Genomic DNA, 21,997 nt, shown 5'->3' on the forward strand with positions numbered 1-21,997 from the left:
CCGACTCAAGCGCTGGCGATAGCTTCGGCTTGGCGCAACCAGGCTGCATGCCGGTCTGCGCTGGCGCCGAGAATTGGCCCGAAGGTGAGGGTTCGGGTTGGCTTGATGCCACAGAACTCCAGCGTGGTTTTGCGGACCTGATGCAAACCGGGCATGCGGTAGATCCATCGGTAGTACCAGGGCGGTGTGTCCATGGTCACCAGCAGGTGGGCGGTTCGGCCGCGCAGGAGTTTGTCGGGGAAGGCTTTGCCCTGGCGATACTTGAAGGCAAAACCCGGCAAGAACACCCGGTCGAAAAAGCCCTTGAGCAAGGCCGGTACGCCACCCCACCAGATCGGATAAACCAGCGTCAGCTGTTCGGCCCACAGGATATCGGCCTGGGCGTTACGCAAGTCGGCTTCCAGCGGCTGGACCTGCTGATAGCCTTCGCGCAACACCGGGTCAAAATCCATGCTGCCCAGAAACAATTGACGCACTTCATGCCCGGCGCGCACTGCCGACAGTGTGTAGCGCTCCGCAAGGGCGGCGCAGAAGCTGTTGCCGGACGGATGCCCGAGTATCACCAGTATTCGTTTACCCATCATCGCTGTCCTTGAAGATCAAACCTCAAGGATAAAGTCTGCCCCTCAGGGGAGAGTCAAGGCGTGCAGCAGGGCCTTGGCATAGCCGGGTAATGCGGCGAAGTCCCGGGCACAGAGCAGCAGTTTGCGTTGGCCCCAGGGTTCTTGCAGGGCGAGGCTTTTGAAGGGTAGTCCGGCGGACCCGCGTTCGACCGCGGCCAGCGGTACGATTGCCAGTCCCGCCCCTCGGGTGACCATGCGCATCACGCCATCGAAACCGTCGGCGCGGATGCGAATCTGCATGCGCAGACCAGCGTGCAGTGCCTGCTCTTCCAGGTACACCGCCAGCGCGCTGTTGGCATTCAGGCCAACGTAGTCGTGATGCAACGTGTCGGTGAAGCTCACTGAGGTCGCATGAGACAAGGGATGTTCCCGGGGCATGATCAGCACCAGCGGATCTTCGCGAAACGCTCGGGTCTGCAGGTCATCGGTGTCCACCGCGTCGGAAACGATGCCCAGGTCCGCCGCACCCTGGCGCAAGGCGTGGGTGATGCGGGTGCTGGGCAGTTCCTGCAAGTCGATGTCGAGGTTGGGATGGCTATGCAGGAAATCCGCGAGCAGCTCTGGCAGGTATTCGGTGATCGCCGTGGTGTTGCACAGCAGCCGCACCTGGCCTTTGACGCCCTGGGCGTATTCGGCCAGTTCCTGTTGCAGGCGTTCGGCCTGTTGCAGCAGAACCCGGGCGTGTCGGGCCAGGGCATTGCCGGCCGGCGTCGGGCTGACCCCACGACGATTGCGCTGAAGAAATTCGACGCCCAGCGACGCCTCCATGGCGCGAATTCGCGCGCTGGCCGCTGCCAGGGACAAATGACTGCGCGCGGCACCGGCGGTGATGTTGCCGGTGTCGAGGATGTTCAGGTACAGGCGCAGGTCGGTCAGGTCGAAGTGCATTGCAGCAACCTCTGGATGTGTGTTGTCAGGGAGGCCGCCATTGCGAGCAAGCTCGCTCCCACAGGAGATTTGTGAACAACAGATAACTACTGTGGGAGCGAGCTTGCTCGCGATGGCGTCAGATACCGCACCCGATTATTCAGCCTCTTGTCTGAAGAGAGGCAGCCTCAGTATATGGCAGATTTTCAATCAACCCCCGCGGGCTCACCATGGCCCCATGAATACACTCTCGGCGTTTTATCAGCATCTCGGCTTGGCCCTTTCGCTGCTGGTTATCGGCACCTTTGTGCTGGCCGGCATGATCAAGGGGGTGATCGGCCTCGGCCTGCCGACCGTTGCCATGGGCCTGCTCGGTCTGGCTATGGCGCCGACGCAGGCTGCGGCGCTGCTGATCATTCCGGCGACCCTGACCAACATTTGGCAACTGGCATTCGGCGGGCATCTGTCGGAGCTGGCCAAGCGGTTGTGGCCGATGTTGCTGGCGATTTTCATCGGCACCGGGGCAGGCACGCTGTGGGTCGGCATGAGCGGTGGCCATTGGGTGGTGCGGGGGTTGGGCGCGGCATTGTTGCTGTATGCGCTCAGCGGTTTGTTCCTGCCGACTGTGCGCGTGGGGCGGCGCAGTGAACGCTGGCTCGGTCCTCTGTGCGGCGTGCTGACCGGCGTCATCACGTCGGCCACCGGCGTGTTCGTGATTCCGGCGGTGCCCTATCTGCAAGCGCTGGGCTTGAGCAAGGATCAGCTGGTGCAAGCGCTGGGCCTGTCGTTCACCGTCTCGACCCTGGCCCTGGCCGGTGGTTTGCTATGGCGCGGCGCGCTCGGCGGGGGCGAGTTGAGCGCGTCGCTGTTGGCGCTGATCCCGGCCATGCTCGGCATGTGGCTGGGACAATCGCTGCGCCAGCGGATCAGCGCCCTGTGGTTCAAGCGCGTGTTCTTCGTTGGCCTGGGGGTGCTCGGCGGCCATTTGCTGATCAGCGGCTAGCGGACGATGGGCTGATCATGTCGATGGCGCGGATCTCGAAATCCCGCTCCAGATATTCATCACGCTGCTCGAGGAACTGCTTCATGTGCGGCAGGTTCGAGTGCACATCGAGGTGGGCCTGGGATTGCCAGATCTCGTAGAAGATGAACAGGGTCGGGTCCTGTTTGTCGCGCAGCATGTGGTATTCGATGCAACCGGGTTCGGCTCGGCTCGCTTGCACGTAGCCGCTGAAAAACGCTTCAAAGGCGCCGGATTTTTCCGGACGGGTCTTGGCGTGCAGGATGAATCCCTGGATTTCACTCATCTACATCTCTCCTCAAGTCAGAACTGGCGCCAGTCTAAGGCAGCAATCGCCTGTTGATTCGTGCTTGTAGGTCAAATGAATTTTGCCAAATCGACGCTTACTCCGCGTGAGGTCGATCGGTACTCTGCCGCCATCCGATTCCCGACCTTCCCGAGACCTCCCATGAAAAAAGTCCTGTTGCTCAATGGCGGCAAAAAATTTGCACACTCCGACGGCCGCTACAACGCCACCCTGCATGAAGCCGCGTTGAGCGTGCTGGATCGCGGCGGTATGGATGTCAAAACCACTTTCATCGACGAGGGCTACGACGTCGCCGAAGAAGTGGCCAAGTTCCTCTGGGCCGACGTGATCATTTACCAGATGCCCGGCTGGTGGATGGGCGCGCCGTGGACTGTGAAAAAGTACATTGATGAAGTCTTCACCGAAGGCCATGGCAGCCTCTATGCCAGCGACGGTCGCACCCGTTCGGACGCGTCGCAGAAGTACGGCAGCGGCGGCCTGATTCACGGCAAGCAATACATGTTGTCGCTGACCTGGAACGCCCCGCAGCAGGCCTTCGACGACCCGACCGATTTCTTCGAGGCCAAAGGCGTGGACGCGGTGTACTTCCCGTTCCACAAGGCCAACGAGTTCCTGGGCATGACCGGTTTGCCGACTTTCCTGTGTGTGGACGTGATGAAGCGCCCAAACATCGAAGGCGACGTGACGCGCTATGAGCAGCATTTGGCAGAGGTGTTTGGCCTGAAGGCGTAACTGTCAGCTAGTATCGAAAGCTTGAGTTTGTGTGCGGGCTTTTGTGGCGAGGGGGCTTGTCGGAACGCCGCACCGCCCCGTTCGGCGGCGAAGCCGTCGCAAAATCGATATACGCAGTTTATCTGAACCTGCGTGCGCACCGGTTTTGGGGCCGCTTCGCGCACCAACGGGGGCAAGCCCCCTCGCCACAATGGATTTTCTCTGCACAATAGGGCGGCGCAGGACTATCGATAAGGGATACACGTGAAAGCCAGATCCGATGAGTTGCAGATTTTCGTCTGCGTGATTGAATGCGGGTCGATTTCTGCGGCGGCCGAGCAGGTCGGGCAAACGCCTTCGGCGGTCAGTCGTACGCTGTCGCGGCTGGAGGCCAAGCTCGACACCACGTTGATCAACCGCACCACGCGGCGCATGGACCTGACCGAAGAGGGCAAGTACTTCTTCGAACACGCCAAGCGGATTCTCGATCAGATGGATGAGCTCGAAGAGCGCCTGTCCTCACGCCAGCAAACACCGTCCGGGCGGCTGCGGATCAACGCGGCATCACCGTTCATGCTGCACGCCATCGTGCCCTACATCGATGAATTCCGCAGGCTTTACCCCGACATCCAGCTCGAACTCAACAGCAACGATTTGATCATCGATCTGCTGGAGCAGAGTACCGACATCGCCATTCGCATTGGCACCCTGACCGACTCGACGCTGCATGCCCGCTCCCTGGGTTGCAGCCCGCTGCACATCGTCGCCAGCCCGGCGTACCTGGAAAAATACGGCACACCGCAAGCCGTGGCTGACCTGGCCCACCATACGCTGCTGGGGTTCACCCAGAACGAAGGCCTCAACCAATGGCCGCTGCGTTATGTGCATGGCGATCGCTGGCCGATCCAGGCGTCGATCAGTGCTTCCAGCGGCGAAACCATCCGCCATCTCGCACTGGACGGGCAAGGCATCGCCAGCCTGTCGCATTTCATGACCATCGAAGACATTCGTGCCGGACGCTTGAAGGTGTTGCTGGCCGAGTTCAACAGCGGTTATCGCCAGCCGATCAACGCGGTGTACTACCGCAACTCGCAACTGGCCCTGCGCATTCAGTGCTTCCTGGACTTTATCCAGGGCAAGTTGGCGGATTATGCGAGCGCAGACTTCAAGGGTTGATTCGTGATTGCTGCGCAATGACGAGAGGGGCTGAGCTCGCTTTAGACCGCGTCATCGTTCTTCGTGGGCAAGCCACGCTCCCACAGGTACTGTGTTGTTCGCCCATTTCGTGAATGACACAAAACTTGTGGGAGCGAGCTTGCTCGCGATGGCGTTTGCGCAGGCACAACAACTGGTCGGTCTGACTGCATTTCCGTAACATCCGCACACTCTTTTTCGTCTCTCCCTGTGTGCGGTTCCCAATGAAAGCAAAACGTCTACGTGCCGATGTCCTGGCCGGACTTACCACTTCCTTCGCCCTGTTGCCCGAGTGCATCGCTTTCGCGCTGGTGGCCCATCTCAATCCGTTGATGGGGCTCTATGGCGCGTTCATCATCTGCACCCTGACCGCGCTGTTCGGTGGGCGACCGGGCATGGTGTCCGGCGCGGCAGGCTCGATGGCCGTGGTGATCGTCGCGCTGGTGGTGCAACACGGTGTGCAGTATCTGCTGGCCACGGTGTTGCTGGGCGGGTTGATCATGATCGCGTTCGGGCTGCTCAAGCTCGGCAAGCTGGTGCGTATGGTGCCGTACCCGGTGATGCTCGGTTTCGTCAACGGACTAGCGATTGTCATTGCCCTGGCGCAACTGGAGCACTTCAAGAACGGTGAGGCCTGGTTGAGCGGTACGCCGCTGTACATGATGCTCGGGCTGGTCGCGGTGACCATGGCCGTTGTCTATGTGATGCCGCGCCTGACCCGTACGGTGCCACCGGCGCTGGTGGCGATTCTCGGTGTGGGCCTGGCGGTGTATCTGCTTGGCCTGCCGACCCGCACCCTGGGCGACATGGCGCACATTGCCGGTGGCTTGCCGACGCTGGCGCTGCCGGACATTGCGTGGAACCTGGACACCCTGCGCATCATCGCGCCCTACGCGATCGTGATGGCGCTGGTCGGGTTGCTGGAAACCCTGTTGACCCTGAACCTCACCGACGAATTCACCGAGAGCCGTGGTTACCCGGATCGCGAGTGCGTGGCGCTGGGGGCGGCGAATCTGGTGTCCGGTGCGTTCGGCGGCATGGGCGGGTGCGCCATGATCGGCCAGACCGTGATCAACCTCAGTTCCGGCGGTCGCGGGCGTTTGTCCGGGGTGGTGGCGGGGGTGTCGATCCTGTTGTTCATCCTGTTTCTGTCGCCGCTGATCGAGCGCATTCCGCTGGCCGCACTGGTGGGGGTGATGTTCGTGGTGTCGCAACAGACCTTCGCCTGGGCTTCGTTGCGGGTGCTGAACAAGGTGCCGTTGAACGACGTGCTGGTGATCATCGCGGTGACGGTGATTACCGTTTTCACCGATCTGGCAATGGCGGTGCTGTGCGGGATCATCATCGCGGCGCTCAATTTCGCCTGGCAGCAGGCCCGGCAGCTGTACGCCGACAGTCATCTGGAAACCGACGGCAGCAAGCTGTACCGGGTGCATGGCACGCTGTTCTTCGCCTCGACCACACCCTTCCTCAATCAGTTCGATCCGGCCAATGACCCGGCGCAAGTGACACTTGATTGCCAGCACCTGAGCTTTGTCGACTACTCGGCCATCGCTGCACTGGGCACCTTGCGCGAGCGCTACACCAAGGCCGGCAAGCACCTGCGGGTGCTGCATTTGTCCGAGCGTTGCAAGAAATTGCTCAAGCGTGCCCGGATGCAGCACGACTGAAATCAAACAGGCAGGCGCGATGAAAATCCGCCTGCCTGATTTTCATTATTTGCGACAACTCATACCTCTGCGCGACACGCCTTACCTCTGCACGAAAATTACTTTCACCTCGTTTGAAAATCACCTTCCGAAATGTTTTAAGAGTTTCACAAATATTTCGACGTGACCCTCTCGAGGAGTACCGCATGACCCTGTCCTTCGGCTATTGGCTGCTGGTGTATGCCGCCATCGCCATCATTGCACTGATCGTTCTGATCGCCCGTTACCGGCTCAACCCGTTCATTGTCATCACCCTGATTTCCATTGGCCTGGCGCTCGTGGCGGGCATGCCGCCGTCCGGTGTGGTGGGGGCGTACGAGGCCGGGGTCGGCAAGACCCTGGGGCACATTGCGCTGGTGGTGGCGCTGGGCACCATGCTCGGCAAGATGATGGCCGAGTCCGGTGGCGCCGAGCAGGTGGCGCGGACCTTGATCGACCGCTTCGGCGAGAAGAACGCGCATTGGGCGATGGTGACCATCGCGTTTCTGGTGGGGTTGCCGCTGTTCTTCGAAGTCGGTTTCGTCTTGCTGGTGCCGATTGCCTTTACCGTGGCGCGGCGCGTGGGCGTCTCGATCCTGATGGTCGGCTTGCCGATGGTCGCCGGGCTTTCGGTGGTGCATGCGCTGGTACCGCCGCACCCGGCGGCGATGCTGGCGGTGCAGGTGTATCAGGCGTCGGTGGGGCAGACCTTGATGTACGCGATCCTGATCGGCATTCCGACGGCGATCATCGCAGGTCCCCTGTACGCCAAATTCATCGTGCCGCGCATTCAGTTGCCGGCGGAAAACCCGCTGGAACGCCAGTTCCTGGAGCGTGAACCGCGCGACAGCCTGCCGGGTTTCGGCATCACCATGGCGACCATCCTGTTGCCGGTGGTGCTGATGCTGATCGGTGGCTGGGCCAATCTGATTTCTACGCCGGGCAGTGGTTTCAATCAGTTCCTGCTGTTCATCGGCAACTCGGTGATCGCGCTGTTGCTGGCCACCTTGTTGAGTTTCTGGACCCTCGGCCTGGCCCAGGGCTTCAACCGTGAATCGATCCTCAAGTTCACCAACGAATGCCTGGCGCCGACTGCGAGCATCACCTTGCTGGTAGGCGCCGGCGGTGGTTTGAACCGGATTCTGGTGGACGCCGGCGTCACCGACCAGATCGTCGGCCTGGCCCACGAATTTCATTTGTCGCCGCTGTTGATGGGCTGGCTGTTTGCCGCGTTGATGCGTATCGCCACCGGTTCTGCCACTGTGGCCATGACCACCGCTTCAGGCGTGGTCGCACCAGTGGCCATTGGTCTGGGTTATCCCCATCCGGAGTTGCTGGTGCTGGCGACTGGCGCCGGGTCGGTTATCTTTTCCCACGTCAACGACGGTGGTTTCTGGTTGATCAAGGAATACTTCAACATGACCGTTACCCAGACCTTCAAGACCTGGACCGTGCTCGAGACATTGATCTCGGTCGTCGCCTTCGGCCTGACCGTTGGCCTTTCTTACCTGATTTAGCCGGAGCCACTTGCATGGATATCCTCTACCAGATCCGCGCCCGTCAGGACTCCTTCAGCGCCGGTGAGGGGCGTATCGCCCGCCTGATGCTCGACGACGTAGGATTTGCCGCCTCCGCCAGTCTTGATGAGCTGGCGCTGCGGGCGGAGGTCAGCAGCGCCACGCTGTCGCGGTTCGCCCGTACGGTCGGCTGCAAGGACCTGCGTGACTTGCGCTTGCAACTGGCCCAGGCCAGCGGCGTCGGCAGCCGGTTTCTCGACCCGGCGGGCACGCCCGAGCAGTCGGCGTTCTACGGGCAGATCGTGGGCGACATCGAGTCGACCTTGCGCCAGCACCTGGCCGCGTTCGATGAGTCGCGTTTCGCCGATGCGGTGAAACTGCTGGGCAAGGCGCGGATGATTCACGCCTTCGGCATGGGCGGCTGTTCGACCCTTTGCAGCGATGAACTGCAAGTGCGCCTGGTGCGCCTCGGTTATCCGATTGCGGTGTGCCACGATGCGGTGATGATGCGCGTCACCGCCGCCAGCCTCAGCGCTGAACACGTGGTGATTGTCTGCTCGCTGACCGGGATCACCCCGGAGCTGATTGAAACGGTGGAGCTGGCGCGCAACTATGGCGCAGGCATTCTGGCCATCACCCGGGCAGATTCGCCCCTGGCGCAACTGGCCGATATCGTCCTGCCCCTGCAAAGCGCCGAAACCTCGTTCATCTACAAACCTACGGCAGCGCGCTACGGCATGCTGCTGGCCATCGATGTGCTCGCCACCGAGCTGGCCCTGGCCAATCCTGAAGACAATCAAGAACGTCTGCGGCGGATCAAGCTCGCCCTGGACGAATACCGCGGCGGCGACGATCACTTGCCGCTGGGAGACTGACATGCAGTACGACACGCTGATTCGCAACGCCCTGATCATCGACGGCAGCAACAGCCCTGGATACCCCGCCGACGTGGCCATTCTCAACGGGCGCATCGAGCGTATCGGCGACTTGCGCGATGCCCGTGCCAGCGAGGAAATCGACGCGCAGGGCCATGTGCTGGCGCCGGGTTTCATCGACGTGCACACCCATGACGACACCGTGGTGATTCGTCAGCCGCAGATGCTGCCCAAGCTCAGCCAGGGCGTGACCACGGTCATCGTCGGCAACTGCGGGATCAGTGCCTCACCAGTGAGCTTGCGCGGCGATCCGCCGGACCCGATGAACCTGCTGGGCACGGCCGCTGCGTTCGTTTATCCGACCTTCCGCGACTACCGCGTGGCCGTCGAAGCGGCGAACACCACGCTGAACGTTGCCGCGCTGGTCGGTCATACGGCGTTGCGCAGCAATCATCTGGACGACCTGTTTCGCACCGCCACGGCCGATGAAATCAGCGCCATGCGCGAGCAACTGCGCGAAAGCCTCGAGGCCGGCGCCCTGGGCCTGTCCACCGGCCTTGCCTATGCCAGCGCCTTCTCGGCATCGACCGATGAGGTGATGCAACTGACCGAAGAATTGACCGCGTTCGGGGCGGTCTATACCACCCATTTGCGCAGCGAATTCGAACCGGTGCTGGAGGCCATGGACGAGGCGTACCGGATCGGTCGCCATGCGCAAAGCCCGGTGATCATCTCTCACCTCAAATGCGCCGGTGCCGGTAACTGGGGGCGTAGTCCGCAGTTGCTGGCATCCCTCGAAGAGGCAGCGAAGACCCACCCGGTGGGTTGCGACTGTTATCCCTACGCCGCGAGCTCTTCGACCCTGGACCTCAAGCAGGTGACCGATGCCCACCGCATCACCATCACCTGGTCGACCCCGCATCCGCAGATGGGCGGTCGCGACCTGATGGACATCGCCGCCGAATGGAATCTGCCGTTGCTGGAGGCCGCTCGCCAACTGCAACCGGCCGGTGCGGTGTACTACGGAATGGATGAGGCGGATGTCCGTCGGATCCTCGCGCATCCGCTGTCGATGGTCGGCTCCGACGGCTTGCCGGAAGATCCGTTTCCGCACCCACGCTTGTGGGGCGCATTCCCTCGGGTGCTCGGACATTTCAGCCGCGACGTGGGACTGTTCCCGCTGCACACCGCCGTGCACAAAATGACCGGGCTGTCGGCGGCGCGCTTCGGCTTGAAGGCGCGCGGTGAAATACGCGAAGGCCATTGGGCGGACATGGTGTTGTTCGACCCGGCGACCATTCGTGATGTCGCCGACTTCAACGACCCACAGCGGGCGGCGGAGGGCATTGAAGGGGTATGGATCAACGGTGTGTTGAGTTACCGTGATGGCCAGGCCAACGGGCGCAGGGAAGGACGGTTTCTGGCCCGGGAAGGGGATTTGCGCACGGGTTTTCAGCGAGTTTCGAGGATTGCGTCACAGTGATGGCACTTTGAAGCTAAAGAATGGCATTTCCGCGCCGAATTGCTGACATCAGGCCCGGCTATCATTGCGGTTCGGTTACGTATTTTGTAGGAGCGAGCTTGCTCGCGATGGACGATAGGGTGCAACGTTTACCCAGTAGACACGCGTCATCGTTAACGACCATCGCGAGCAAGCTCGCTCCTACAGGTCTTTCATTGTCTGGGAGCAACCCGATGAGCTTCGGCAAAACAACTCCGATCCTGCGTATTTTCGACGAAGCCAAGGCAGTGGAGTTCTACGTCGATTTCCTGGGGTTCAAGATCGACTGGCAACATCGATTCGAAGCGAATTACCCGCTGTACCTGCAAATCTCCCGTGGCGAATGTGTGCTGCACTTGTCCGAACACCATGGCGACAGCACACCGGGGGCTGCGCTGCGGATCGAGACGGATGAGCTGGAGAAGTTTCAGCAGCAACTGTTGGCCAAGCAATACAGGTTTTCCCATCCGCAGATTCAGGCCATGCCCTGGGGCAGCCAGGACATGACCATCGCCGACCCGTTCGGCAATCGGTTGGTGTTCACCAACGCGATCAGCCTCTGAGCCTTCAGCCCCTCAGGTTTAAGCCTTCAGCCTTCGTTCGGCACCCGGTGGGTTTGGCGAAACTCGCCGGGCGGCATCCCGCGCCGGCTTTTGAACGTGCGGTGAAACGAGCGGGGTTCGGTGAAACCCAGGTACTGGGCGATGTCCTGGATCGGCAGGGTGCTGTTGAGCAGGTAATGCTCGGCCAGCTCCTGGCGCAGGTCATCGAGGATCTGCTGGTACGACGTACCGGCCTGATGCAGCTGGCGTTGCAGCGTGCGCACTGACACCGCGAGATGCTCGGCCACCTGCTCCTTGCGCGGCAGACCTTCCTTGAGCAATTTTCGCAGGATGCTTTTGACCCGCTGTTCCAGCGAAGCGTCCTCCAGTGTGGCCATCAACCCCTGGGCATGTTCTTCCAGGGTGCGCAGCAATTGCGCATCGGCCTGGCGCAATGGCAACTGCAAATACGGCAAAGGGACAATCAGCGCCGAATAAGGCTGGTCGAACAGTACCGGACAGTCGAAGAACTGCTCGTACTGTGCCAGCGTCGTGTCGGCCGGACAGGCATGTTCCAGCCAGACGGCAGCCGGTGACATTTGCGTGTCGGCGATCCAGCGCGCGTATTGCAGCCAGGAACCGAGCACGTTTTCCACCAGGTGTCGGCGAATTCGCGGGCGTTGATGGCGGCATGTCCAGATCAGGTGCACGTCGCTGCCCTGCACCTCGGCGCGGCTGACGCCCATGTCTCCCACCAGCTTCTCGAACGGCATGATGCGGCTCATGGCGTCGCCCAGTGTCGCGCAGTTCATGGTGATGTAGCCCAGCACGCTCCAGGAGTTGGGCAACACAAAACGCGCGGCGTTGAGACCGAACAACGCATCGCCCGAGTGTTCGCAGAAATAATCGAGTAGCCGTTCATGGGCTTCACCCGGCAACCGCAGGCTGTTGTCACTCAACTGCTGTGCCTGCAACCCGGCAGCCGCCAACGCAGGCTCGATGGCCATGCCCAGTTGTTCGGCATGGCGCAGGTATTTGAGCAGCGGCGGAACTGAAGTGAAGCCCAGGGATTGCATGATCGTATTCCTTTGATCAAGGCCCGCGTGCGCGGATGAATGCCCTGAAAGGTAATTTGAAACCACGGCTAAAGTAAATGGCTGACGCCTGCGCGACGTTTGACTCAATTGGCTACTCGAACTGGCCGGATGCGACCGTGACACTTTTCGGCGGCTGACTAGTATGGGGGCCTGAAATATCACTGATCAGAACCGCAAAAGGACACACGCATGCGACGCTGGAACGGCTGGGGAGATGCAACCACGGTGGTCGAACTGCCGGCCCAAGGCGCGAGTTTTCTCGCCCGGCGGGTGGGTGACGGTCGAGCGCTGCCCGATGCGACGCTTGAGACAGCATTGGCCCGCGTGCCCCCGTCGCGGTTGCAGCAACACTTCCTGTACAGCGTGGATGCCCATGATCGTTTGCTGCATGCGCGAGGGCAGAGCCTGCCGGACTGGCTGGCGTTGCGTGAAGGCGCGTTGGGGAATTGTCCCGACGCCGTGGCCTATCCCGTGAGCGCTGAACAGATTCGCCGGTTACTGTTGCTCGCCCATGAACAGGACCTGTGCCTGATTCCTTATGGCGGTGGCACCTCGGTGGCCGGTCACATCAACCCGCCGAGTTCCGCGCGGCCGGTGGTGACGGTTTCCCTGGCCCGCATGAATCGCCTGCTGGACCTCGACGAACAGAGCCTGATGGCCACCTTCGGCCCTGGCACCAGCGGACCGCAGGTGGAAAGTCAGTTGCGCGCCCATGGTTACACCCTGGGGCATTTCCCGCAGTCGTGGGAGCTGTCGACCCTGGGTGGTTGGGTCGCCAGCCGCTCCAGTGGCCAGCAGTCGCTGCGCTATGGGCGGATCGAGCAACTGTTCGCCGGCGGGACCCTGGAAACCTTTGCCGGACCTTTGGACATTCCCTCCTTTCCGGCCTCGGCGGCCGGGCCCGATCTGCGCGAGGTGGTGTTGGGCTGTGAGGGCCGCTTCGGGATCATTTCCGAGGTGAAGGTACGGGTCAGTGCTCTGCCCGCCGATGAGCGTTTCTATGGTGTGTTTCTGCCCGATTGGCCCAAGGCGCTGCAAGCCATCCGGCAGTTGGCCCAGGCGCGGGTGCCGCTGTCGATGCTGCGCCTGTCCAACGCGGTGGAAACCGAAACCCAGTTGGCGCTGGCCGGTCACCCGCAGCAGATCGCCTGGCTGGAAAAGTACCTGGCCCTGCGCGGCGCCGGTGAGGGCAAATGCCTGCTGACGTTCGGCGTGACCGGCAATCGACGACAAAATGCGCTGTCCCTGCGCCAGGCCCGGCAGCACCTCAAGGCGTTCGGCGGGGTGTTTACCGGCACCTTGCTCGGCAAGAAGTGGGCGCAGAACCGTTTTCGTTTTCCCTACCTGCGGGAAAACCTGTGGAACGCCGGTTACGTGGTGGACACCCTGGAGACGGCCACTGACTGGAGCAACGTCGATAACCTGCTCACGCTGATCGAAAACAGCCTGCGCGACGCCTTGGCTGCCGAAGGCGAGCGGGTGCATGTCTTCACCCACCTTTCCCATGTCTATGGCGAAGGATCGAGCATCTACACCACCTATGTGTTTCGCCCGGCGGCCGACTACCCCGCCACCCTGGCGCGCTGGCAGGCGCTCAAGCAGGCGGCCAGCCAGACCATCGTCGACAACCACGGCACCATCAGTCACCAGCATGGCGTGGGCAAGGACCACGCGCCGTATCTGCTGCGGGAGAAGGGCGCGCTGGCGATGGACACCCTGCAGGCACTGAGTCGGCACTTTGATCCGGCCGGGCGACTGAACCCTGGCACGCTGTTGCAGGAGTGACGGCCATGAGCCTGGACTGGAACGCGGCGTGGCGACAACGGGTGCTGCCGACGCTGGCGGATGAAACCTGGGACCTGATCGTCATCGGTGGCGGCATCAGTGGCGCCGGTATCCTGCGCGAAGCCGCGCGCCGCGGGTGGCGTTGCCTGCTGTTGGAGCAGCGCGATTTCGCCTGGGGCACCTCCAGCCGCTCCTCGAAAATGGTCCATGGCGGCTTGCGCTACATCGCCAAGGGCCAGTGGCGCCTGACCCGCGACTCAGTCCGCGAACGCCAGCGTCTGCTCGACGAAGCGCCGGGGCTGGTGGAGCCGATGAGTTTCATGATGCCGCATTACCGTGGCGGTTTTCCCGGACCGCGGGTGCTGGGTGGTTTGCTGTCCATCTATGACGCATTGGCCGGGCGGCGCAGCCATCACTTCCATGACGCGCAACAACTGCGTTATCTGGCGCCCGGGGTGAAGGAAGATGATCTGCTGGGCGGCACCTGTTTTGTCGATGCGCTGACCGATGATGCCCGTCTGGTGATGCGTGTATTGGGCGAGGCCCGGGCCGATGGCGCCGTGGTGCTCAACGGCGTGCGCGTACAGCAATTGCTGCGTGAAGAGGGGCGCGTTTGCGGGGTTCAGGTCGAAGACTGCGAAGGGGGCGGGTTACTGACATTGCGTTGTGGTGCGCTGGCCGTGGCCACCGGCGCGTGGGCCGAGCGCTTGCGCCTGCCCGATGCCCCTCGCCAGTTGCGGCCGTTGCGTGGCAGTCATTTGCTGTTGCCGGGCTGGCGCCTTCCAGTGGCGCAAGCCTTCACCTTCCTGCACGAGCGCGACCGTCGACCGGTGTTCGTTTTCCCGTGGGAGGGTGCCACGGTGGTCGGCACCACGGACCTCGATCATCACGGCGATCTGGACCAGAGCGCGAGCATCAGCTTTGATGAACTCGACTATCTGCTGGCGGCCTGCAGCCAACAGTTCCCCCAGGCCGAGGTGGTCGCCGCCGATGTGCTGTCGACCTGGTCGGGCGTGCGCCCGGTGGTGGGCAGTGCGGCGGGTGAGCATCAAGACAAGCCGTCGAATGAAACCCGTGAGCATGTGCTGTGGCAGGAGCCTGGTTGCGTGACCCTGGCCGGCGGCAAGCTGACCACCTTTCGCCCGCAGGCGATTGAAGTGCTCAAGGCCTGCGCAACCATGCTCGAGCGCCCCTTCAATGATGACGCCGCGCCGGTGTTCGCCGCCGTACCGCCGCTGGCGATACCGGGGCTCAGCGCCAACCGGTGGCGGCGCCTGGCCGGGCGGCATGGCCGTGACCTGCCGAGGCTGGCGCAACTGATCGCGGAACTCGGCCATGACACCGTCGGCGGCACTGACACCTTGTGGGCGGAGCTGGCCGTTGCCTGCGATGGGGAAATGGTCCTGCACCTGGATGACCTGTTGCTGCGCCGAACCCGCCTGGGCCTGTTGCTGCCGCGCGGTGGCGAGGATTACTTCGCTGCCATTCGCCAACTCTGCCAACCGCGACTGGGTTGGGACGATGAGCATTGGCAGCAGGAATTACAGCGTTATCGGGCGTTGTGGCAACGCCATCATGGTTTGCCGGATGCCGCGCATTGATGCCCATTGAAGAGAGCTCCATGGATAACCACCCGAACAAGCGTTACCTGTTGGCCATCGACAATGGCACCCAGAGCGTGCGCGCGCTGCTCTTCGACCTGCAGGGCAATCTGCTGGGCAAAGGCAAGGTCGAGTTGCAGGCCTATTATTCGACTCAACCCGGCTGGGCCGAACAGGACCCGGAGTATTACTGGGCAAAACTGGGTGAGGCCTGCCAGCAGTTGTGGCAGCAAACCGGCATCGATCGTTCACAGATCGCCGGTGTTTCCCTGACCACCCAGCGCGGCACAGTGATCAACGTCGATGCTCAGGGCAAGGCGCTGCGCCCGGCGATCCTGTGGCTCGATCAACGCCAGGCCGAAGTCAAAGGCGGCATCAAGGGACCGTGGGGCTGGCTGTTCAAACTGGTCGGCGCGCAAGCCACAGTGGACTACTTTCGCACCCAGGCCGAGGCCAACTGGATCGCCCGCCACCAGCCTGAGGTCTGGGCGGCGACCGACAAGTTTTTGCTGCTCTCGGGGTTTCTCACCCATCGCCTGTGTGGGCGCTTTGTCGATTCGGTGGGCTGTTGCGTCGGTTACCTGCCGTTCGACTTCAAGCGCTTGCGCTGGGCCGCCCCCGCCGACTGGAAGTGGCAGGCGCTGGCGGTGCGCCCCGAACAACTGCCAAGCCTGCACAAGCCCGGTGAAACCCTCGGCTACATCAGCGCCGAGGCCAGCCGCCACACCGGCATTCCCGAGGGGCTGCCGCTGATTGCCGCGGGTGCCGACAAGGCCTGCGAGGTCGTGGGTTCCGGCGTCGTCGATTCAGGCACCGTGTGCCTTTCCTACGGCACCACGGCGACGATCACCAGCACCCGGTCACGCTACCTGGAAATCGTCCCGTTGATTCCGCCTTACCCGTCCGCGGTACCGGATCAATACAACTGCGAGGTGATGATTTATCGCGGCTACTGGATGGTCAGCTGGTTCAAGAACGAGTTCGGCCTGCGGGAAATGCAGCAGGCCAAAGCCCAGGGCGTGGAGCCCGAGCAACTCTTCGATGCGCTGGTCGACGCCGTGCCGCCGGGCTCCATGGGGTTGATGCTGCAACCCTACTGGTCGCCCGGTATCCGCGAGCCGGGTGTCGAAGCCAAGGGCGCGATGATCGGCTTCGGCGACGTGCATACACGCGCGCACATTTACCGGGCGATCCTCGAAGGTCTGGCGTATGCCTTGCGTCAGGGCATGGAGAAAATCGAGAAGCGTTCGAGGGTCTCCATCACGCGCTTGCGCGTCGCCGGTGGTGGCTCCCAGAGTGATGCCGCGATGCAACTCACGGCGAACATTTTCGGCCTGCCGGCCGAGCGTCCGCATGTCTACGAAGCGTCCGGCCTGGGCGCGGCCATTTGCTGCGCGGTGGGGCTGGGGCTGCACGCGGATTTCCCCACGGCGATGGCCGCCATGACCCGGGTCGGTGCGGTATTCATGCCGCAACCCGAGGCGCAGCAGATCTATGAGCGACTGTACAAAGAGGTCTACCTGCGCATGTATCGACAGCTCAAGCCGCTGTACCAGAGCATCCGCAAAATCACTGGTTACCCGGCCTGAAAGAACACCGTAGATCCCCCCTGTGGGAGCGGGCTTGCTCGCGAAGGCGATGTGTCTGTGACATCAATGGCGACTGACACTCCGCCTTCGCGAGCAAGCCCGCTCCCACAATGAACTGTGGTGTTTCTTCTACCTTGCATGTGGCGCTATCGGAGACCTTTTCTGGTGAGATTGGACAGTGTCAGGGGCAGGGTCGGTTGTTAGGCTCAACCCCCACAGCACATCCAATAAGAACCAAGCAATGAAGCTGACATTCCTCCTGTTGCTGCTTTGTGCAACGGCCCCCACAGCCTGGGGCTGGTCGAACCATACGGTGGGCAGCTACCTGGCGTTGCAGGATTTGCCGGCCTTGCGTGATGCACCGCAGGTCGAAGTCGAGCCGCTGGAACAGTTTCTTTCGCAGCAATACCAGGCCGTGAGTGCGCTGCTCGATGAGCAGGAGCGCTTCGCCCGCGAGCACTTCGCCCAATACCCGCCGCGCCCCGACAACCTGCGATTGCCTGTCGTGCCTGGGGACAAACTGCGCCACGACTTCCTCAGCGCACTACGCATCAACCCCGGGATTCATCTGGCGATGGTCATCCAGCCGATGCCGGGCAAGGATCTGCCCGAGCGTGAACACCTCAAGGCCGAACAAGTCATGGTGCAACAGACGCTTTCACCGTGGAATCGCCAGCGCTTCATCGTTGTCGCTGACCACGAACAAGTCGCGCCCCTGGCCGTGTTGGCCAGCGCTGCCGATGAGCCGGATTACGGCCACGACATCAACCTGTTCAGTGACAACCCCGGCGAAGTCGGTGCGTTGTACGGCTTCGGCCCGCAGCCTTTCGGCGACGCCCGGTTTCAGTACAGCTCCCAGGCGCCGTTCCATATGGGCTTCTTCCATGAAAGCCCGGTGGTGTACGCCGCTGCCGGGTTTCTTCAGCGCAGCTGGCCGGACTGGCGCGCCTACCAGTACATGGGCTTGGCGCGACTGGCGTTTGCCACTGGCCATCCTTATTGGGGCTATCGATTTCTCGGTTGGGGCCTGCACCACGTTCAGGACCTGACCCAGCCTTATCACGCCAAGCCGCTGCCCGGTGTCGAACTGGCGAGCCTGCTGGTGCTGGAAGGCAAGGCCCTGGCCGGCTTCGATGCGGACAAACATGCCGCCATCGAACGGGTCGCCACCCGACACATGGAAGTGGAGAAGTATCAGTCGACCTGGCTTCGTCGCCTGCTGCGCGCCGGCCATGCACACCCGATGCTCGACGCTTATACCGACTCTGCACAGGACGGCCGTTATCCGCCGTACTCGGTGGACTACCTGCGTGAAGTGGTGAGTGCCGAGTCCGTCGACGAATCCGCGGCGTTTGATGAAGCCATCGGCCAGTGGTTGGACACGGCACCGATCACCAGCGATTTCAGCAGCGCTAATCAGCTGCAGCGCGAAGACTTCGACCATCCGGCACTCAACCGGCAGCTATTCAAACTGCTGGGAAATTTCGGCGCCCACAGCCGGATTTACGCCCGTGCGGGATTGGCGCCATAGCCATCGCAGCCACATTTTCAGAACACAAAAACAATAAAACCAGGGAAAGAGGAACGGATCATGAGCACTCGATTTCGCCTGTCTGGCGCGGCGCTTCCCGGCGTGGGCCTGGCAGGGCTGCTGCAACTGTGCGCGGTCGACGGCGTGCAGGCCAAGGAGTTCAGCGTGCTGGACAACCAGATCACCGGTTCATTCGACAGTACCTTGTCCTATGGCCGCTTGTGGCGGGTCCAGGGCCGGGACAAAAACAACGACGACGTCAACACCAACGACGGCAATCGCAACTTCGACACCGGGCTGGTTTCCGAGGTGTACAAGATCACCTCGGAGCTCGAGGCCAACTATCAGAACTACGGGATGTTCGTGCGCGGCACCGCGTTCTATGACACCCAATTGATGGACAAGCGCAACGATTACTACCGTAACAACAACCCGTCGCAACCCAGTCAGAGTTTCCCGCAGGACGACCACTTTACTGACCAGACCCGCGATATCGCCGGCAGCCGGGTGGAGATGCTCGATGCCTACCTCTATGGCAACTGGGACGTTGCGCAGATGCCAGTCACGGCCCGTGTCGGGCGCCAGGTGTTCAACTGGGGTGAGGGGATTTTCTACCGTGGCGGGGTCAACACCACCAACCCGGTGGACGCGGCCAAATACCGTTTGCCCGGGGCCGAAGTCAAGGAAGTGCTGGTGCCGGTGGAAGCGCTGAGCTTCAACATCGGCCTGACCGACAGCCTGACCATGGAAAGCTTTTACCAGACGAACTGGAAGGAAACCCGCATCGACCCGGTCGGCACGTTCTACTCGCAGACGGACCTGTTCGCCGACGGCGGCAACACCGCCTACAACAACTTTACCGGTACCGCCCTGGACACCCCGGTGCCTGGCTTCGGCAACGTGATCGATCTGTACAGCGCGCTGGGCAACAACCCGCTGCTCAGCCAGGCCCTGAGCACCACCGGCCTGTACGCCAACGGGGTCACCCCGGCCTTTGGCAACACCGTCAAAGTGGCCACGGTCGGCAAGGATTTCAACGCGCGCAACGACGGCCAGTTCGGTTTCGCTTTTCGCTACATCGTAGAAGAGCTCAACAGCACCGAGTTCGGGTTGTACATGGTCAACTACCACGCCAAGGAACCGACCATTTCCGCCGATCTGGGTGGGTACAAGGGCATCGACATGAACGCCCTGACCAACCTGTTGGCCGGTGTTGCCGGCAGCCAGGCGGGGCAACTGGCCAACGGCCTGGCGACCATGGATGTGCTGGGCAATATTCAGGCGCATCGGCGCTACGCCGAAGACATCCGCATGTACGGCTTCAGTTTCAACACCACCCTGGGCCAGGCGTCGGTTTTCGGCGAAGTGGCCTATCGGCCGAACCTGCCCATCGGGGTCGCCGCCACCAACGACCTGATCGGCGACCTGGCCAACGGCGCCGCCGCAGCGGCAGGCGGCCAGACCATCAACATCGGCGGGCAGCAGGTCACGCTCGACAGCCAGATCAATAACGCCGAGCGGGTGGAAGCGTTCAACGCGTCCATGGGCACCATTTACAACTTTGGCCCGAGCCTGTCATTCGACTCGATGTTCGGCGTATTCGAGCTGGCGTCCGAGCACCTGCGCGGCAGCAGCCTGCAATACACCGCTTATGACGGCAGTACCCGTTACTACGCTGGCACCGGTAACTTTTCCTATGTGTCCGGCGGCGAACGCAGCGATCAGGTCAACCGCAACTCCTACAGCTACACCGCGATGCTCAACGGCACCTGGAACGACGTGTATGCCGGGGTCAACGTCTCGCCTTATGTCGTCTACAAGGATGACTTCAAGGGCAACAGTTACCAGGCGGGCAACATCATCGAGGGCCGCAAGGCCTACACCCTGGGGATCAAGGCCAACTACCAGAACAAGCTGGAGGCCGAGCTGCAATACACCGAGTTCTACGGCGGTGGGCAGGACAACGGCCTGCGTGACCGCGACAACGTCGGCTTCAACCTCAAGTACTTCCTTTGATTGCTACACGCAGACCCATTGTGGGAGCGGGCTTGCTCGCGAAAGCGGTGAATCAGGCGACATCTGTGCTGGATGTGCCGCCCTCTTCGCGAGCAAGCCCGCTCCCACAGGTTTTTGTACTTCGGAGAACGATCATGTTTCACACTTCACGACTGACCAAGACCACGCTGGCGCTGCTCCTGAGCCTGGCCGCCGGCAACGCGCTGGCCGCGATCTCGCCCCAGCAGGCCGAGCAATTGAAGACCACGCTGACGCCGCTGGGGGCCGAGCGTGCCGGCAATGCGGCCGGGACCATTCCGGCCTGGAACGGCGGCATCACCCAGGCACCGGCGGGCTACAAGCCGGGCCAGCATCACCTGGACCCGTATGCGGCGGACAAGCCCCTGTTCACCATCACCAAGGCCAACCTTGAACAGTACAAGGCCCACCTCAGCCCGGGTCAGATCGCACTGTTCAACAGCTACCCCGACACCTTCCAGATGCCGGTCTATCCCTCTCGCCGCTCGGGCGCGGCGCCGCAGTGGCTGTATGACAACACCTTGAAAAACGCGACCTCGGCCAAGCTGCTCGATGGCGGCACCGGTTTTGACGATGCCTATGGCGGTGTGCCGTTCCCGGTGCCCAAGGATGGCATCGAGGTGCTGTGGAACCACATCACCCGTTATCGCGGCATCTATGTGGTCCGTCGTGCCTCCGAAGCGCCGGTACAACGCAACGGCAGCTTCGCGCTTGTGACCTCGCAGCAGGAGGGGCTCTTCAACTATTACCGCTCGGGCGGGCAGTTTGCCGACCTGAAAAACATGCTGTTTTACTACCTGGCGTTCGTGAAGAGCCCGGCCCGTCTGGCGGGCGGTGCGGCATTGGTTCACGAGACCCTGGACCAGCTCAAGGACCCGCGTCAGGCCTGGGTCTACGACGCGGGCCAGCGCCGTGTGCGCCGGGCGCCGAACCTCGCGTATGACACCCCGATCGCCTCATCCGACGGCCTGCGCACGGCGGACGATACGGACCTGTTCAACGGCTCGCCAGACCGCTACGACTGGAAGCTCAAGGGCAAGCAAGAGGTCTACATTCCCTATAACAATTACAAAGTCGGCAGCCCTGAGGTGAAGTACGAGCAGCTGCTCACACCGGGCCACCTCAACCCGCAATTCACCCGTTATGAGCTGCATCGGGTCTGGGTGGTCGAAGGCACGCTCAAGCCGGGCGCGCGGCATATCTATTCCAAGCGCGTGCTGTTTCTGGACGAGGACAGTTGGGGCGCCGCATTGGTGGATCAATATGACGGGCGTGGGGAGTTGTGGCGGGTGTCGATGGCCTACCTGAAAAACTTCTACGACCTGCCCACCACCTGGAGTGCGCTGGACGTATTCCATGACTTACAGGCGCGTCGTTACTACGTGCAGAACCTGGATAACGAAGAGCCGGGCACAGTGGACTTTGCCCAACCGGTGCCCGAAGACGCGTACTTCATGCCGTCGGCATTGCGCCAGCGCGGGACGCGGTGAGGGCGTAAGTCTTGGAAAGTTGCA

Annotated in this window: 18 protein-coding genes; 14 read left to right on the forward strand and 4 right to left on the reverse strand. The window is 62.1% G+C overall.

Going from position 1 to position 21,997, the window contains the following annotated elements:
- Positions 1–5: 5 nt before the first annotated feature.
- Positions 6–584, reverse strand: coding sequence for an NAD(P)H-dependent oxidoreductase (locus tag KGA98_RS16855; protein WP_102672788.1), 579 nt, complete (start codon positions 582–584; stop codon positions 6–8).
- Between the two features lie 42 nt (positions 585–626).
- On the reverse strand, positions 627–1,511 hold the full coding sequence (locus tag KGA98_RS16860) for a LysR family transcriptional regulator (RefSeq protein ID WP_223502858.1): 885 nt from the start codon (positions 1,509–1,511) through the stop codon (positions 627–629).
- Between the two features lie 217 nt (positions 1,512–1,728).
- Here KGA98_RS16860 and KGA98_RS16865 point away from each other — a divergent pair, with 217 nt between their 5' ends.
- Positions 1,729–2,493 (forward strand): sulfite exporter TauE/SafE family protein, encoded by a 765-nt coding sequence (locus KGA98_RS16865; protein ID WP_223502859.1) that lies wholly within the window; start codon positions 1,729–1,731, stop codon positions 2,491–2,493.
- Here the strand turns inward: KGA98_RS16865 and KGA98_RS16870 are convergent.
- The gene (locus KGA98_RS16870; protein WP_223502860.1) at positions 2,483–2,797 is read right to left on the reverse strand and encodes a putative quinol monooxygenase; all 315 of its coding nucleotides are present in this window, start codon (positions 2,795–2,797) and stop codon (positions 2,483–2,485) included. The genes KGA98_RS16865 and KGA98_RS16870 overlap by 11 nt on opposite strands.
- Before the next feature lie 162 nt (positions 2,798–2,959).
- Between KGA98_RS16870 and KGA98_RS16875 the strand changes: the two genes are divergently transcribed.
- From KGA98_RS16875 to KGA98_RS16905, 7 genes are all read left to right on the forward strand, one after another.
- On the forward strand, positions 2,960–3,550 hold the full coding sequence (locus KGA98_RS16875) for an NAD(P)H-dependent oxidoreductase (RefSeq protein WP_057716512.1): 591 nt from the start codon (positions 2,960–2,962) through the stop codon (positions 3,548–3,550).
- A gap of 243 nt (positions 3,551–3,793) precedes the next feature.
- Entirely contained in the window at positions 3,794–4,705 is a 912-nt protein-coding gene (locus KGA98_RS16880; protein ID WP_223502861.1) for a LysR family transcriptional regulator, read from the forward strand.
- 242 nt (positions 4,706–4,947) lie between these two features.
- Complete coding sequence (locus KGA98_RS16885) at positions 4,948–6,393, forward strand: SulP family inorganic anion transporter (RefSeq protein ID WP_057716510.1); 1,446 nt, start codon at positions 4,948–4,950, stop codon at positions 6,391–6,393.
- Positions 6,394–6,578: 185 nt separating this feature from the next.
- Positions 6,579–7,928: a gluconate:H+ symporter gene (locus tag KGA98_RS16890; protein ID WP_008047545.1), complete on the forward strand. Its 1,350-nt coding sequence runs from the start codon at positions 6,579–6,581 to the stop codon at positions 7,926–7,928.
- 14 nt (positions 7,929–7,942) lie between these two features.
- Positions 7,943–8,803 carry a MurR/RpiR family transcriptional regulator gene (locus tag KGA98_RS16895; RefSeq protein ID WP_218494849.1) on the forward strand — a complete coding sequence of 287 codons (861 nt, stop codon included), beginning with the start codon at positions 7,943–7,945 and terminating at the stop codon, positions 8,801–8,803.
- Between the two features lies 1 nt (position 8,804).
- Positions 8,805–10,286: a D-aminoacylase gene (locus tag KGA98_RS16900; RefSeq protein ID WP_223502862.1), complete on the forward strand. Its 1,482-nt coding sequence runs from the start codon at positions 8,805–8,807 to the stop codon at positions 10,284–10,286.
- A gap of 212 nt (positions 10,287–10,498) precedes the next feature.
- On the forward strand, positions 10,499–10,867 hold the full coding sequence (locus tag KGA98_RS16905; protein ID WP_223502863.1) for a glyoxalase superfamily protein: 369 nt from the start codon (positions 10,499–10,501) through the stop codon (positions 10,865–10,867).
- 26 nt (positions 10,868–10,893) lie between these two features.
- Here KGA98_RS16905 and KGA98_RS16910 read toward each other — a convergent pair whose 3' ends face one another.
- Positions 10,894–11,922, reverse strand: a complete 1,029-nt coding sequence (locus KGA98_RS16910) for an AraC family transcriptional regulator (RefSeq protein ID WP_057716506.1) — start codon at positions 11,920–11,922, stop codon at positions 10,894–10,896.
- A 210-nt stretch (positions 11,923–12,132) separates the two neighbouring features.
- Here KGA98_RS16910 and KGA98_RS16915 point away from each other — a divergent pair, with 210 nt between their 5' ends.
- The 6 genes from KGA98_RS16915 (at position 12,133) to KGA98_RS16940 (ending at position 21,973) form a co-directional block, all read left to right on the forward strand.
- Positions 12,133–13,728, forward strand: a complete 1,596-nt coding sequence (locus tag KGA98_RS16915; protein WP_223502864.1) for an FAD-binding oxidoreductase — start codon at positions 12,133–12,135, stop codon at positions 13,726–13,728.
- Between the two features lie 5 nt (positions 13,729–13,733).
- The gene (locus KGA98_RS16920; protein WP_223502865.1) at positions 13,734–15,329 is read left to right on the forward strand and encodes a glycerol-3-phosphate dehydrogenase/oxidase; all 1,596 of its coding nucleotides are present in this window, start codon (positions 13,734–13,736) and stop codon (positions 15,327–15,329) included.
- A 20-nt stretch (positions 15,330–15,349) separates the two neighbouring features.
- Positions 15,350–16,918, forward strand: coding sequence for an FGGY-family carbohydrate kinase (locus KGA98_RS16925; RefSeq protein WP_223502866.1), 1,569 nt, complete (start codon positions 15,350–15,352; stop codon positions 16,916–16,918).
- Between the two features lie 241 nt (positions 16,919–17,159).
- Positions 17,160–18,449 carry a phospholipase gene (locus KGA98_RS16930; protein ID WP_223502867.1) on the forward strand — a complete coding sequence of 430 codons (1,290 nt, stop codon included), beginning with the start codon at positions 17,160–17,162 and terminating at the stop codon, positions 18,447–18,449.
- 60 nt (positions 18,450–18,509) lie between these two features.
- Positions 18,510–20,465 (forward strand): DUF1302 domain-containing protein, encoded by a 1,956-nt coding sequence (locus KGA98_RS16935; protein ID WP_223502868.1) that lies wholly within the window; start codon positions 18,510–18,512, stop codon positions 20,463–20,465.
- Between the two features lie 134 nt (positions 20,466–20,599).
- A complete protein-coding gene (locus KGA98_RS16940; RefSeq protein ID WP_223502869.1) occupies positions 20,600–21,973 on the forward strand; it encodes a DUF1329 domain-containing protein in 1,374 nt (457 codons plus the stop codon).
- The last annotated feature ends 24 nt before the right edge of the window (positions 21,974–21,997 follow it).

The organism is Pseudomonas sp. BF-R-24 (assembly GCF_019947335.1).
GTDB classification, from domain to species: domain Bacteria; phylum Pseudomonadota; class Gammaproteobacteria; order Pseudomonadales; family Pseudomonadaceae; genus Aquipseudomonas; species Aquipseudomonas jessenii.

Coding starts and splice junctions, on each gene's coding strand:
- KGA98_RS16885 (WP_057716510.1), top strand. CDS start 4,948: ATGAAAGCAAAACGTCTACGTGCCGATGTCCTGGCCGGACTTACCACT.
- KGA98_RS16890 (WP_008047545.1), top strand. CDS start 6,579: ATGACCCTGTCCTTCGGCTATTGGCTGCTGGTGTATGCCGCCATCGCC.
- KGA98_RS16935 (WP_223502868.1), top strand. CDS start 18,510: ATGAGCACTCGATTTCGCCTGTCTGGCGCGGCGCTTCCCGGCGTGGGC.
- KGA98_RS16920 (WP_223502865.1), top strand. CDS start 13,734: ATGAGCCTGGACTGGAACGCGGCGTGGCGACAACGGGTGCTGCCGACG.
- KGA98_RS16900 (WP_223502862.1), top strand. CDS start 8,805: ATGCAGTACGACACGCTGATTCGCAACGCCCTGATCATCGACGGCAGC.
- KGA98_RS16860 (WP_223502858.1), bottom strand. CDS start 1,511: ATGCACTTCGACCTGACCGACCTGCGCCTGTACCTGAACATCCTCGAC.
- KGA98_RS16925 (WP_223502866.1), top strand. CDS start 15,350: ATGGATAACCACCCGAACAAGCGTTACCTGTTGGCCATCGACAATGGC.
- KGA98_RS16910 (WP_057716506.1), bottom strand. CDS start 11,922: ATGCAATCCCTGGGCTTCACTTCAGTTCCGCCGCTGCTCAAATACCTG.
- KGA98_RS16875 (WP_057716512.1), top strand. CDS start 2,960: ATGAAAAAAGTCCTGTTGCTCAATGGCGGCAAAAAATTTGCACACTCC.
- KGA98_RS16915 (WP_223502864.1), top strand. CDS start 12,133: ATGCGACGCTGGAACGGCTGGGGAGATGCAACCACGGTGGTCGAACTG.
- KGA98_RS16905 (WP_223502863.1), top strand. CDS start 10,499: ATGAGCTTCGGCAAAACAACTCCGATCCTGCGTATTTTCGACGAAGCC.
- KGA98_RS16870 (WP_223502860.1), bottom strand. CDS start 2,797: ATGAGTGAAATCCAGGGATTCATCCTGCACGCCAAGACCCGTCCGGAA.
- KGA98_RS16940 (WP_223502869.1), top strand. CDS start 20,600: ATGTTTCACACTTCACGACTGACCAAGACCACGCTGGCGCTGCTCCTG.
- KGA98_RS16930 (WP_223502867.1), top strand. CDS start 17,160: ATGAAGCTGACATTCCTCCTGTTGCTGCTTTGTGCAACGGCCCCCACA.
- KGA98_RS16855 (WP_102672788.1), bottom strand. CDS start 584: ATGATGGGTAAACGAATACTGGTGATACTCGGGCATCCGTCCGGCAAC.
- KGA98_RS16895 (WP_218494849.1), top strand. CDS start 7,943: ATGGATATCCTCTACCAGATCCGCGCCCGTCAGGACTCCTTCAGCGCC.
- KGA98_RS16865 (WP_223502859.1), top strand. CDS start 1,729: ATGAATACACTCTCGGCGTTTTATCAGCATCTCGGCTTGGCCCTTTCG.